The following is a 13,312-nucleotide window of genomic DNA, read 5'->3' as shown; positions in this document are numbered from 1 at the left end:
TGGCCAACACTCATTACTCAATAAAAAAAGGTCAAGCATTGCTTGACCTTTTTTTATTTGCTCAGGCCTAAAACGTTTAGTTTACCAGTAATAAAGCTTGGCTTTTTTAACGGCTTGATAAGCATTCACTACCCCAGCACCACACTCATCACAATCAGTTTGTCTAGCCGTGCTTTTCAAAATTGAGCGAACGGTACTGGGTTTAATGGTTGGATTAACCGCATACATTAATGCAACAAGTCCAGCCACATGAGGGGTCGCCATACTGGTTCCTTGGTAGTAATCATAATTATCACCACCTGGATAAGACTGACCCGCATTTAATGTGGATAAAATGCCACCCTCAGGACGTTTTTGCCAAGTGTAATCACCAGACATGTAATCATATTTCTTCACTCTGGTTTCACCACCCGGTGCGGCAATATCAACATAATCACCATAATTTGAGTAGTAAGAACGTTCACCACTCATATTATTGGCAGCAACCGTAATAACGCCAGAACAGTTAGCAGGTGATGCATTACGACTGTTGATGCGTACCCCTTCATTGCCTGCAGCAACCACGACCGTTGTACCTTTTGCGCTGATATCGTCAATGGCTTCCTGATAAACACGACTACAGGGTGACTCTCCCCCCAAGCTTAAATTCACGACTTGTGCAGGGTATTTATTGGCAGGTACACCATCAACATGCAAGCCAGCCGCCCAACGCATACCTTCCACAATATCACTGGTATAGCCACCACAGCGACCTAGTACTCTCACGGGTAAAATCTTACTCTTCCAAGCAACGCCAGCGACCCCAATACCATTATTACTTACGGCAGCAATGGTGCCTGCTACATGTGTGCCATGCCATGAACTGGTCTCATCTCTTGACGGTACAGGCTGACCACTTGAATAACCACACTCTCCTTGTCGAGTAAAGTCACCTGAATCAAGAGGATTATCATCTCGACCATCACCATCATTAGCAACAAATTCATCCGAAATAAAATCATATCCTGGGACAATGTTATCCATTAAGTCCTCATGATAGCGAATGCCCGTATCAACAACAGCCACTATCACATCTTCACTACCTTGAGTAATAGACCAGGCATTAGGTAAATTCATACCACCAGTGACTTTATCATTACTGTGATAACTCCATTGCTCAGCATAACGAGGATCATTTGGATGCGTTTGCTGAATTGTCATCATATAATCAGGCTCAGCATATTCTATACGGCTATCGTTGCCTAACGAGGCAGCAATCGCTTCAACTTTTGCCACATCCATCTGCTCATCAAGTGTATAAATTACTTTATTCTTATCTATTTTTTTGAGCTGCTTAAGCTTTTCTCCAGACGTAGCTGCTAGCATACGAGGCTGTACATTAACAGCAGGAGCAGACATTGGACCTGTGTGTTTTTTTGAGGTGGATTGCTTATATTTAATAATTATGCGATTGGTTTTTGGTGCTATCCCCAATACTTCTTCAGCTAATACGCCCCCCGATAAACAGCCTATAGAAATAGACACAAAAGCACATAATGTTTTCGTCATTGATAGCCCCTAATCACTCAGATAATAGTCAATCTATTTGTTTGATAGCTTCCTGCTACCTTTATATTTTTACGACTCTCCCTGCCTAATATTTTGCAGATTTAATTATTAATTTATGGAATTTCTTACGCCCTTGAGGCAGTTATAGTTTAGCTAAAGTAAACTTTTCCATGTTTACAGCTCCAATATATTACAATGAGATTCCTAAATGCAATATTTTTTCAAATAAAAAAATGACTCTTCAGATTATCAAATAATTTGCCTATTAATAGTGCCCCAATAGAACCGGCGCACCAAAAATCATCACATTAAACGACTGAAAAGTCTGACAAGAAAACTTATTGGTTAACGGCCTGATTAATACTATAAAAATAGAATGACCTAACCATCATTCGAAGTATATTTTGGTAAGAAAAACTAAACACAAGCAAAAAAAGCGGATTTTATCAGGAAGGCAATAAAACGAACTGCAACTACAAATAATTATTAACGGCTGCTTCTCACCACGACAGTTGTCTAACCTATCCTCCAACGAAAGATAGTGTAAGCTATGTTGGACAAAATAACCCTATAATTTCTTACATTGTATAGACAACTGTACTGTTTTAATAACAATAACTAACCACAAATAAAGCTTAAGCAAAAATCGGATTAATTATCCTCATTTGGGCGTTTAACAACAAATCGTTCACCTCGTGGAGTAACAACAAGCCAGCTGTGTCGATGAATCAGTGGCATGGTAAACCCATGTGAACCTGACAATCGGTCGACTAAAGTAGCACCTGCAGGACTGTTGATTGCCAAATGATCAATAAATTGAGTCCATCCCTGAAAAATACCTTGATCACTGGTAATCATAGAATCCTTCGTGGTCAATGTTACTGTCTTCATCAATTAACCTCTTACCCGAATAATCATCTTTCATGCTTACATCAGCTCGCCCTTCAAGGACCACCATTCATCTCAGACAATATGTGTTTATAAGAATATGGCCATCTCTCAAGGTATACCCCCAATGAAGGGTAATTGTGCGAATGACTCAGACGTAAAAGTATAGATGACAACGGCAAACCGACCTTGTCTAGCATCAAGAATGTATAACACAGCACCATATTAATTCTTCATTAAAATGAATTGATTAAAAACAGCGAATATAAAGTCGAATATGCCTTGCTTTTTTTTCAAGGCCTATGGTTTGATAACGCTTCCAGAGTACACATTACAAAACAATTCAAAGTGGTGTGAAAACCTCAGGCTCAGCTAATGGGGGTTCCAACATAATGCCCTCATGGCATATCACCCCCTTTGGATACAACCTTACTTAAGTGAGCAATAAATGAGTATTCATATAAAAGCTGTTATGTCCATTGTTGCACTTACTATTAGCTCCAGCAGTTTCAGTAGTACCCCAGAAGCAACGATTAAGCTCCGCATTATTGAAACAACCGATATTCATGCCAACTTAATGGACTTTGATTATTACAAAGGCAAACCCAGCCCTAAGATTGGCTTAACGCGAGCCGCAACATTGATCAAACAAGCTCGTCAGGAAGCAAACAACAGCGTACTAGTGGATAATGGAGATCTATTACAAGGCAGCCCTTTAGGCGACTATATTGCCTCCCGTGGTTTACAAAAAGGACAGCTTCATCCCGCTTATAAAGCGATGAACCAACTGCAGTATGATGTAGGCAATATTGGTAATCATGAATTTAACTATGGCCTTCCTTTCCTTAAGGAAAGCATTAATGATGCAAAATTTCCTTATGTATGTGCCAATGTTTTTCACGACAATGGAAAAGGTAAACCTGGTAAGCCTTATTTTCAGCAATACGTTATTAAACCAACACCTGTTACAGATAAAGAGGGACAACAGCATACCCTTAATATTGGTTACATTGGCTTTGTTCCTCCACAAATCATGCAATGGGATAAGCGCAACCTGACAGGTAAAGTCATTACTGCTGATATCAAAAAAACCGCTGAGGCATTAATCCCGAAAATGAAGCAGGCAGGTGCAGATATCATTATTGCAATCCCCCATTCCGGGTTGAGTGCTGCACCCTATAAAGCTATGGCTGAAAATTCTGTTTACTATTTAAGCCAAGTAACAGGCATTGATGCTATTCTCTTTGGCCATGCCCATGCGGTCTTTCCTTCAAAACAATTTAGTAGCATCCCAGGAGTAGATATTAAGCAAGGCACCATCAACGGTATTCCCGCAGTGATGCCAGGACGTTGGGCAGATCATATTGGTATCGTTGACTTTACCTTAACGCAGAAGAATAAAAAATGGCATATTACCCACAAGCAAGGCTCAGTCAGGGGTATATTTAATGAAGACAAAACTAAACAAGTTAAGCCTGACCAAACATTAACCCAGTTACTTGCAGAAGATCATCAAGCTACGTTGAAGTTTGTGAATCAGCCTATTGGGCAGTCTAGTGATGATATCTATAGTTACCTTGCCCTTTTCCAAGACGATCCTTCTATACAAATCGTGAATGATGCCCAGAAAGCATACGTCGAGCGCTTTATTCAAGGTGATCCAGACTTGGCTGAAATTCCCGTACTATCTGCTGCAGCTCCCTTTAAAGTAGGTGGTCGTAAAAATGATCCCAGCAACTTTACAGAAGTCGCCAAAGGCACCTTAACCTATCGCAATGCCGCAGACCTGTACCTATACCCTAATACCCTTGTTGCGCTCAAAGTGACAGGAAAGCATATTAAAGCCTGGCTTGAATGTGCGGCTGGACAATTTAATCAAATAAATCCAAATCAAAAGAATGAGCAGCATCTGATTAACTGGGATAATTTCAGAACCTATAATTTTGACGTCATTGATGGTGTAAAATATCAAATTGATGTAACACAACCCGCTAAATATGACGCAAGCTGTCAGCTTAAAAACGCAAAAGCCCAACGTATTTATAACCTGACTTATCAAGGAAAAGCGATTAGTGATGATCAGCCATTCCTCCTGGCAACCAACAACTACCGAGCTTATAGTGGTTCGTTTCCAGGTACTGGAGAAAAATTTATTGCTTTTGCTGCGCCAGACGAAAATCGCCAAGTGCTTGCTAACTATATTCAGCAACAAACCAAGCTAAAGGGTAAAGTAACACCTACAGCTGACAACAACTGGTCTTTTAAGCCTATTAACAGCAAAGCTCCATTAAATATCTTGGTTGAAACCTCAGCAGATCCTAAAGCAGCTACTTTTATCAAACAACATAGTCAATATCCCATGAAACCGGTTGGGAAAGATGATATTGGCTTTGCTGTGTATCAGATGACTCTAACCCAATAAGTCCATTACAAAGTATTAAAACAGTACATAAAAAACGTCACTAAGCGTAACTACCTGTCTTTTATTAGATCTAGCGAGAAAGACAGGTATTTTTTTTATCAATAACAGTCAATTATGTTTTATTTGGAAATAACCAAGCTTATTTCCTCTGAGAGCAGGCTTAAAGATTGACATAACATTTCATTTAGCATATCAAGCATTTAAACCGTTTTTGAAATTGGTAACCTTACTGTTCATGCTTTAAAATATGCGAGGAATGATGCATTGCAACAGTATCAAGCTTGCGTTGGTTACACGCAAGCTGTAAGAGAGTTGTTTGATTTAACGTCCCGGTTATAATAAATAGTCCTTTTTCAAAGCCAAGTAAGTCAGCAACTTTACTTTCAAATTTTTCTATTAAATCGCCCTCTCCATAGATATCATGTTGAATATTGTGCTGCTTACACCACTCACTCATCGCTAAATAATCTTCTGCCGCAGATACGGCATGATGACCATAAAAAAAAGTATGGCACTTATTTTTTAATCTATCTGGCATATACGTTTCCCAACTACGGTTAAATTACTCGCCATTATATTTTCAGTATTTTATATGGATCTGTTAATGCCATTTCCATGGTTGCTATTTTCAAAGAGTATTAGCAAGTCCTAACTTTTTTTATGACATCGTTTTTATCATTAACTGCCGATTAGGACCATAACTATGGCATATATCAACATGATCAACTTTCTTAAATCCATATTTTGACCAAAATACCTCACTCTGTTGGACAGAAACTAATATAATCTCCTGGTAGTTGTACTCTGATGCTGTTGCCAAGAAATCCTCCATTAAACGACGAGCAACTCCTTCATGTCTTGCCTGTTGAGCTACCGCCAAGTCATGTAGATATATTCGTGAGCATGCTTCCTCAATACATTTAATTTCTTCATGAAGTTTTGGAGGCACCAGATGAAGCCAAGGATGTGCTAATAAATAGCCCATAACAGCTTCCCTACGGATACATACCTTACATGTTTGAGGTGATACACGACATTTACTCTGTAGCACACTGAGCGCTTCAGGCTTTATTTCATAGTAAGATTGAGCTTGAATCGCTTCAATGTGTCGCCAGTCATTATCTACAATTTCTCTAATATACATCAAATATCACTCAGACCATTAAACCATGATGGTACATTCACACTCATTAATTAAGGTCCTCCCTGGTCTCTACTACTTATAACCTGTTGAGAACAAAGATACCCTTAGCCTGCCCGCGAGCCATTAGGAACTAAAATCTCAGGGACTGCCAAGCAAGGCTTAATCCCATCACTATACCCAACGTCAAATAACATCCCTTGTGAAATTTCTCCGGCCATTTTTCGTTCAGGTAAATTAACCACAAAGAGTGCTTGTTTACCTTGAATCTCATAAGGATTTTCTCGCTCCTGCTTAATTCCTGCTAATATCGAACGAACATGATCACCAAAATCCACGGTCAATTTCATGAGTTTTTTAGAATCAGCGACAGGCTCAACAGCCGTAATCGTCCCAACTCGAATATCAAGCTTTTCAAAATCTTCAAATGAAATCATTTCTTTAACGGGTGCAGGCTTCATCGTATTACTCCTAATGATCAGTTTACGTTAATAATACATAGATCAAATAGTGTTAACAGGCCCTAGCAAACTTTTTTTATATTCGAAGCGATTAGATTAAGCACTTGCATATTGTGAATCAGGTGCTGAAAGCACTGTGAGGAGGAGAGACATACAAAAAAGCTAGCCTACAAAAATAGGCTAGCTTTTTGATGGATTAAAGATAAATACGACAATTAGAACTTAGCTTCTAATTTAACATCTTCATAGGGTGCTTTAGGTTCCAATAAAAAGTGATAATAACCTGAAGCTGGGTTAGATATCACGATTTGTTCAGTATTTCCCGGTTGTGTAGAAGACTGATCAAAGCTTTCAGTGGTAGGCCAACCATCTTTAATCATATATAAATCTACATTACCGGAACCACCCTGTGTACTCACCGTCAACTTGGCAGTATCAGCGGGTACGTGCACATAATAGTACTTACTATAGGCACTGCTTAATTGTTTAGGAGAGCAATTTGTCAGTTCATCATCACGGTCACTCTGACGTTGCTGTTTACAATCGTTTTGATCGGGTTTCGGCGTTGTCACAGCATCATTAAAGCTAACACTTAGTTTAGCACCACTGAAAGCGGATTTTGCTGACAATAAAATATGGTAGTAATCATTTTTCTCTGGGGAGTTGATAACTATCTGCTCTGCATTACCTTTACCTGCTGAGTTGTAATCATAGGCATCTTGCGTCGGCCATCCTTCATTATTGACAAATAAATCAGCATCGCCAGTTCCACCTGATACTGAAAGGGTTAACTTATTGGCACAATCTGGCACTTGGACAAAATAGTATAAGACTCCACCAGATAAGTTAGCTTTTGGTTGAACACTAATCAACTCTTCATCACGATCAGTAGATTGTTTACCTACACAAGTACCGTTGTCATCTCCATCACCATTATCATCGCCGTCTCCGTTGTCATCTCCATCGCCATTATCGTCGCCGTCCCCGTTGTCGTCTCCATCGCCGTTATCATCACCGTCCCCATTGTCATCTCCATCACCATTATCGTCGCCGTCCCCGTTGTCGTCTCCATCACCTTTATCTAAAGCATCAATCCAGCTGAAAAACTCTTCATCATAGCGAGTATTTATACCACTCATGAACTCACTATATGCAGAGTAATCTCCATTTCTAAAATTCGTTAGAACTTGTGAAACATCAGCAGCGTGTTTTTCAAACATAAAACGACTGGCTAGATATCCCCAATAATAAATACGATCTACACCACTGTTATAATCATTTGCCAGTATTTGACTAAGACGATAAGCCTTTGACTTTCCTAAGTCGATAGCATGAGGGTTAATATTCCGTTTATCCATGTACTCAGCCATGCCTTCAATCCACCATACGGTCAATGCTGATATCGCATCATTGAAATCACCGTACATATTAAAACGACCATCTAAATAATGGTTAAACTCATGACGCAGATTCCATACTTCAAAATTATTAGTACCTACTTTTTCATAAGCAATAAAACGAGCCTGGTTTCCTTTCTGACTTGGATCACCTTCTAAATACATTCCACCATTATCAGTGCTCATATCAAATAAAAAACCTGCATAGGTCTGATAATCTTCACGAGTATGGAAAGCAACCACTTCTAGGCTGTCATTATAATCATCTTTAACAGGCTGATAGTTGGTCTTAAACTGTTGATGGAAATAAGTAGACTGTCCATTCAACTCATTACAGCTTTTTTCCATCTGCTTAGTCGTTGCTTGCTGAGCACGAACCACAATATTTTGTTTTGCACATTCATAACGATGTTTAAATACCTGCTCTTCAACACGACTTCTTAAATTACAGACACCATATTCACTGCAATTACTGTTATCATAATAATCTGCCATTTCAGCAGCACCCATCCAAATAGCGCCCCCTTTACCACCTAACTGATACCCTTGTAATAGGTTGAGCACTAAAGGTTTTGCCTGGTCTTTTAACTTACCACTGTACTGCAAAAATCGTCCTAGCTCACGAGCTGCGTTGGGTAGCAAATAGGCATAATCCCCGCCAAGCATGTCATCATTATTAGTAATAAATTGATGCAGGCTTTTGATAATTGCAGGATTGGACTGAATATTAGTTTTAAAATCTTCGAAATTATGGCCTCTGAATAACACGGTAAATACACTATTCAATGCGGCAGCCATATGCCAATATTCTTTATGCTTATCTCCAAAGCTTGACAATAAACGTTCCAAGGTTGAAATAAATTGACCATTTAGCTCAGAACTATCAATTAAGGTAATAACCTCTCTTAGGACTTCTCCATGCTCACGACTGACATCATTAAAGTGATTACTTTTAGAAAAATTAGAAATAGCTGTTTTTACTTTTTCCTTAAGCGCAGGGCTATAGTCACCAATTTGATCTTTATTACCCCATTGCTGATAATATCCAGCCCTTAAGAACAGTACTATTTGTAAAATTTTATCATTATTATTACCATTATAGTCCTCAGCCAAACTGACAAAGCTATCGGCGACTGATTGCATTTGCTGATCTTTAAAGACATGTTGTGCACTGCTCGCGGGCATACCAAATAAGTTATAAATACAGGTAGGCTCAACTGAAAATATTTTATTGACCAAAGCTCGACCTGTTAAATTTACAAAGCTTTGTGTATCACATTTTGTCGTCGTCATCGCCTCAACCATTACTTTATTATCATCAGTAATAGGTGGACGAATATCGGGGGTAACTTTCTCATGTTGCTGGTGATGGTGGTTATGCCGTCCAACACCATCATTATTTTGGGGTATGCTAGAGGGAGGAATATCGACAGCATAAGAGTTTAAGCAATTGCAGGCTAAAGCAATGCACAATGAAAGCTTTTTCATTACAGTGAACCTCTTTCGGCTTGATGCTCTCTGTATAAATGAAGCAATTTAAGTCAGAGAGTATTTTGTTATAAAACGATATTTGCCAATAAATAGACGCTATGCACTATTTTTTTAGAAAAATACAAATATAAAACATCTAAAATAGACACATAGTCAGCATTGGAAACCACACTTTATTAAAATCTCCCAACAAGAAGGAGAAAATCAAAACTTAAAACTTAAAACTTAAAACTTAAAACTTAAAACTTAAAACTTAAAACTTAAAACTTAAAACTTAAAACTTAAAACTTAAAACTTAAAACTTAAAACTTAAAACTTAAAACCAACTAGTTTATTATCATTTATAAATTAACCCTGCAGTATCCTTAAATACTACAACTAGACTATATATTTACCGTATATCTTCTCTATTCACTTTAACTGTCACTTAAACTATCCATGTTAAGCTACATTTCCATCTAATTTTCCCTATTAAGCTATCCCCTTCGTAGAGAATACCCTATATCGCACTTGCCAATCTAACATTATCAACTCATAAACTTCAACCTATAGTAAGTATCAATAGCTCATAAAATACCAACCACAATAATTGACCTTAGTCATCAAACCGCTGACCAACCATTCAATCAAGGCTATTTTTTTATACATTTTTCAAATATTTCATTTACCATATATAATTTTTTCTTTAACTTATTTGCTTTCAGCAACACATATACAAAATAATACCATTTAATACATATCAACAAACCAAACACACCTGTACACCTGTCGTGCACATTGATTTCCTCAGCCATAATAAACTGCCTAAGTGCTCACGCTATACGACAGAAACGGTAATAGCACCTAGTCTTTTTTAAGAATGAAGAGTTTATTTACAACAAAAATATAGCGCTATGACAGATACCTATATCAAAGGAATTGTTTTGATGTGGGTTACTTTGACTTTTCTACCTAAGCCTAAACCTAAGCCGTATTATTATAAATACAATCACCGTTCGACTAAGGCAGCAGGGAAATTAATATTAAAGATAGACATGGCATTAAAACTTAACTACTTAAAACGTATATATTATTTAAACAAAACGTTTATGATGAAAATTTAGGATTGCTTTCCCCATTAGGGTACCAGCACTCACCATACTCAACTGTATGCAACTGACTTGATATACCCATATACAGTCTTTACTAAAGATAAACATTTAGCAATAACTTATATAATAATTGCTATGAGATATATCCCACAACCAACATCACAATAAGTACAATATCAGCGCAACAATAAAAATGTTGTCTCCACCGATCAACCTCTACTAGTGTTTTAGAATTTCACAGTAGAATCAAGAGGTTTGACCATATTATGCTAAAACTGTGATATAAATAATCTTCTAAATTCGCAATATTACTCACATAAGCCAGGTTACTGCTTTTTTTTGGATTTTAATAAATCAATAATCAGCGACTTAAATATGCACAAACGTCCTAAATTTTTTATTTATAATACCTATCAACCACTCTAAATTTATTTTGAGCTTTAGACTTTACCCAAAGGCTGGATACTCACCTTCGAACACAATGAATCCTGCCCTGGAGGCTTTTTTGCCAATGGCCTACATCAAAATACCATAACTGTTCATTTAGTAATGATTGGGATATAGCAAAACGTGGATTTGCCATTTCACCTAATAGATTGAGTAAAAACTTATAACAGTATCAGCGTCATCAAAAATATAATTAGCTGTAACGTTTCAGCCATATTTTATACTGTCATATTTGTGTATTTTTCATTAGCGTATCTTCCACCTAAACTAGTAAGCAGAAGTCATAAAAATAAAATTCTATGCTTTTAACCACGAGTACAAACTTAGCTAAAGCTACAGGAAGGACGTTATGCTCAAAAAATCAGGCTTTATCATGCTTATTATCTTTTTTGGGGCAGTCATGTTTTTATTAGGTATTGTTAGCCCAAATAAAGTTCGTCAACCGATTTTAGCTCAACTTTCATTGCTCCCTGCCTGGCTAGCTATCCCTCAGTTGATTTCTAATTCAGTCGCTGATGCTCAGGCTTCATCACTTATCTCCTACGAAAGCCTCTTAATAACCAACCTTAACGCTGATGTATCTTCCTACACCTTACAAATTGGCTTATTCCCTGAAAAACCACAGGCTGATGCCATGGCTCAACGATTAAAGCACTATGGCTATCAGTCCAGTATTGCACGTGTCGTGGACAAATATGGACTACCCTGGCTGCTGGTTACAACAGGCTCTTTTGATACTCAAGACAATGCCAAAAATGCAGAACTATCACTGGTCATTGATCTTGGTCTGTCACCAGAGTTAACCATTTTAAAGACGCCCCCTACCAGCTAGGAGCAAAAAATGAAACTGCCTTTCCATCTTGGGTTGCGTAATCAACGACATATGGTAAGTATCTTTCGCGTCAACAACCAACACTGGTTAGCGCTGGGGCAAGCATTTGGCAAAGAAAGCCATCGCCGCGAACAAATTCTCAGCCAGTGGGGCATTAATGGTTTTTCTCCACGCTACCAGTCACCAGAAGAAGTACATATTCCATTCTCTACCCGGCATCAACATATACTCAGTTATCAACTCGACTCTATGCTTCAGCAGCAACTTCAACCAGGAATAACCAGTACCATCGCTAACCGTCAACAACTTATTCCAGGATTACAGCATCGCGCCCACCTAGGACAAGGCCATGCCGTTTTGCCCGTTCGTCAACAAACTCACACAACATCTGTTAACGATGCTGCCAGTAGCCAACGCGTTCAACATGCAACATCAGGTAGCAGTACTCAATCTAAAGGTTAAAGTAAAAGTGAAATGTGCTTAACTACGTGAATTTGCAATGTGATCTGGTTTAATGCCAAGCATCTCAAAAATATTAATCTGCCCTTGTCGTGTAATAAAAAGCTCTTGATATAAAGACACGGTATCTAATGTGCCCCACTCAACGGCTTTTTTTAATAAATAGGGCACAGGACTATGAATATCGGTCATCTGTAAAAAGTCTGCAATTTGAGTGATATAGGCATAAGCTTCATTTCGATCATTAATTGGTAACCCCGCAAGTGTAAATGGCTGTTGAGCGTAGCTGAGCGCTGGTACGGTATTAAGCTGACCACGCCGCTGTAATTCAGCTTGCGTGAATGTGTGTAAGGCTTTGAGTTGTGCTTGTAATGCAGTAAAAGGCGTTTCTATTGAGGGCATCAACGCATGTAAACTATATTGTAAATCCATTAAACATTGCTGAGCTAGGAGCAATTGTTCAGATAGCTGCTCATAAAACTCAACAGACGTGACTGCCATCACTTGTAACCAATGCTCTCTGTTTTTAGTTTCTACATTCCCTTTCCGCTGTAACTCATATTGTTCATTACGGCTAACCTGCTCCCAAAGCGTCCAATTGAGCCGATCTTTACCTTCTGATAAAGGCATTAAACGTAACCATAATGTCCACTGCTGTTCCAACCAACATAAAATATTGCAACGATGCTCTATGTCTTCATCCACAACCTGCGGTTGCATGACAGACCAAAACTGCTCACAAAAAAGCCGAAGCAACGTGATGCCTGCAGGAAAAACTTCCATTCCCCACCGTTGAACCAAAGCCTCTAACATCCATACTATGAGCTGAAGGTCTTTACTCTTATTCACCAGCCCATCACACGTTAACTCAATGACTTCTTGCCAATCAGCTTGCTTTAATTCGTACTGCCATGCTCCTTGAGGCAGAGAGGCATCATCAGCCCGTCTTGCTTCACGGATAGCATGATATATACGGCTACCTGTTAAATTTTCACCCCCAGGCTGCTCCTCCGAAATAGACGTCAGTATGGCTTCAACGGGTAACTCATATTGACTTAAATAATCGTAATAGGCTTCTAGTGTATTCATTGAAAAATCATCCTAATAAGGCATGATGTGCCTCACTTATTGTTAT

10 protein-coding genes are annotated in these 13,312 nt (G+C 38.5%); 3 read left to right on the top strand and 7 right to left on the bottom strand.

Annotated elements, in window-relative coordinates; genetic code table 11:
* Positions 1 to 81 precede the first annotated feature (81 nt).
* Both KCG35_RS09130 and KCG35_RS09125 read right to left on the bottom strand, forming a co-directional pair.
* Positions 82 to 1,548 (bottom strand): S8 family peptidase, encoded by a 1,467-nt coding sequence (locus KCG35_RS09130; protein WP_215819386.1) that lies wholly within the window; start codon positions 1,546 to 1,548, stop codon positions 82 to 84.
* Positions 1,549 to 2,199: 651 nt separating this feature from the next.
* Positions 2,200 to 2,439, bottom strand: coding sequence for a hypothetical protein (locus KCG35_RS09125; protein ID WP_215819385.1), 240 nt, complete (start codon positions 2,437 to 2,439; stop codon positions 2,200 to 2,202).
* A 445-nt stretch (positions 2,440 to 2,884) separates the two neighbouring features.
* On the opposite strand from KCG35_RS09125, the gene KCG35_RS09120 reads away from it, so the two are divergent.
* Positions 2,885 to 4,858: a bifunctional 2',3'-cyclic-nucleotide 2'-phosphodiesterase/3'-nucleotidase gene (locus tag KCG35_RS09120; RefSeq protein WP_215819384.1), complete on the top strand. Its 1,974-nt coding sequence runs from the start codon at positions 2,885 to 2,887 to the stop codon at positions 4,856 to 4,858.
* A 226-nt stretch (positions 4,859 to 5,084) separates the two neighbouring features.
* On the opposite strand, the gene KCG35_RS09115 is transcribed toward KCG35_RS09120, so the two are convergent.
* The 4 genes from KCG35_RS09115 to KCG35_RS09100 all read right to left on the bottom strand — a co-directional run bounded on the left by KCG35_RS09115 (position 5,085) and on the right by KCG35_RS09100 (position 9,345).
* Entirely contained in the window at positions 5,085 to 5,396 is a 312-nt protein-coding gene (locus KCG35_RS09115) for a beta-eliminating lyase-related protein (protein WP_215819383.1), read from the bottom strand.
* Positions 5,397 to 5,516: 120 nt separating this feature from the next.
* Entirely contained in the window at positions 5,517 to 6,002 is a 486-nt protein-coding gene (locus KCG35_RS09110) for a GNAT family N-acetyltransferase (protein WP_215819382.1), read from the bottom strand.
* 104 nt (positions 6,003 to 6,106) lie between these two features.
* Positions 6,107 to 6,460, bottom strand: a complete 354-nt coding sequence (locus tag KCG35_RS09105; RefSeq protein WP_215819381.1) for a hypothetical protein — start codon at positions 6,458 to 6,460, stop codon at positions 6,107 to 6,109.
* 215 nt (positions 6,461 to 6,675) lie between these two features.
* Positions 6,676 to 9,345 carry a M9 family metallopeptidase gene (locus KCG35_RS09100; RefSeq protein ID WP_215819380.1) on the bottom strand — a complete coding sequence of 890 codons (2,670 nt, stop codon included), beginning with the start codon at positions 9,343 to 9,345 and terminating at the stop codon, positions 6,676 to 6,678.
* A gap of 1,890 nt (positions 9,346 to 11,235) precedes the next feature.
* Between KCG35_RS09100 and KCG35_RS09095 the strand changes: the two genes are divergently transcribed.
* Both KCG35_RS09095 and KCG35_RS09090 read left to right on the top strand, forming a co-directional pair.
* Entirely contained in the window at positions 11,236 to 11,718 is a 483-nt protein-coding gene (locus KCG35_RS09095) for an SPOR domain-containing protein (RefSeq protein ID WP_215819379.1), read from the top strand.
* Positions 11,719 to 11,727: 9 nt separating this feature from the next.
* Positions 11,728 to 12,180, top strand: a complete 453-nt coding sequence (locus KCG35_RS09090) for a hypothetical protein (RefSeq protein WP_215819378.1) — start codon at positions 11,728 to 11,730, stop codon at positions 12,178 to 12,180.
* 18 nt (positions 12,181 to 12,198) lie between these two features.
* Here KCG35_RS09090 and tssA read toward each other — a convergent pair whose 3' ends face one another.
* Positions 12,199 to 13,266, bottom strand: coding sequence for a type VI secretion system protein TssA (tssA, locus tag KCG35_RS09085; protein ID WP_215819377.1), 1,068 nt, complete (start codon positions 13,264 to 13,266; stop codon positions 12,199 to 12,201).
* Positions 13,267 to 13,312: the final 46 nt, after the last annotated feature.

It is taken from the genome of Zooshikella harenae (assembly GCF_018837975.1).
Classification (GTDB): Bacteria; Pseudomonadota; Gammaproteobacteria; order Pseudomonadales; family Zooshikellaceae; genus Zooshikella; species Zooshikella harenae.
The sequence above is the reverse complement of the archived record's forward strand: the minus strand, read 5'-3'. Positions and strand labels throughout refer to the sequence as shown.

What these genes read in the sequence shown, in the direction of transcription:
- KCG35_RS09130 (WP_215819386.1), bottom strand. Translation starts at nt 1,548, where the DNA reads ATGACGAAAACATTATGTGCTTTTGTGTCTATTTCTATAGGCTGTTTA.
- KCG35_RS09125 (WP_215819385.1), bottom strand. Translation starts at nt 2,439, where the DNA reads ATGAAGACAGTAACATTGACCACGAAGGATTCTATGATTACCAGTGAT.
- KCG35_RS09120 (WP_215819384.1), top strand. Translation starts at nt 2,885, where the DNA reads ATGAGTATTCATATAAAAGCTGTTATGTCCATTGTTGCACTTACTATT.
- KCG35_RS09115 (WP_215819383.1), bottom strand. Translation starts at nt 5,396, where the DNA reads ATGCCAGATAGATTAAAAAATAAGTGCCATACTTTTTTTTATGGTCAT.
- KCG35_RS09110 (WP_215819382.1), bottom strand. Translation starts at nt 6,002, where the DNA reads ATGTATATTAGAGAAATTGTAGATAATGACTGGCGACACATTGAAGCG.
- KCG35_RS09105 (WP_215819381.1), bottom strand. Translation starts at nt 6,460, where the DNA reads ATGAAGCCTGCACCCGTTAAAGAAATGATTTCATTTGAAGATTTTGAA.
- KCG35_RS09100 (WP_215819380.1), bottom strand. Translation starts at nt 9,345, where the DNA reads ATGAAAAAGCTTTCATTGTGCATTGCTTTAGCCTGCAATTGCTTAAAC.
- KCG35_RS09095 (WP_215819379.1), top strand. Translation starts at nt 11,236, where the DNA reads ATGCTCAAAAAATCAGGCTTTATCATGCTTATTATCTTTTTTGGGGCA.
- KCG35_RS09090 (WP_215819378.1), top strand. Translation starts at nt 11,728, where the DNA reads ATGAAACTGCCTTTCCATCTTGGGTTGCGTAATCAACGACATATGGTA.
- tssA (WP_215819377.1), bottom strand. Translation starts at nt 13,266, where the DNA reads ATGAATACACTAGAAGCCTATTACGATTATTTAAGTCAATATGAGTTA.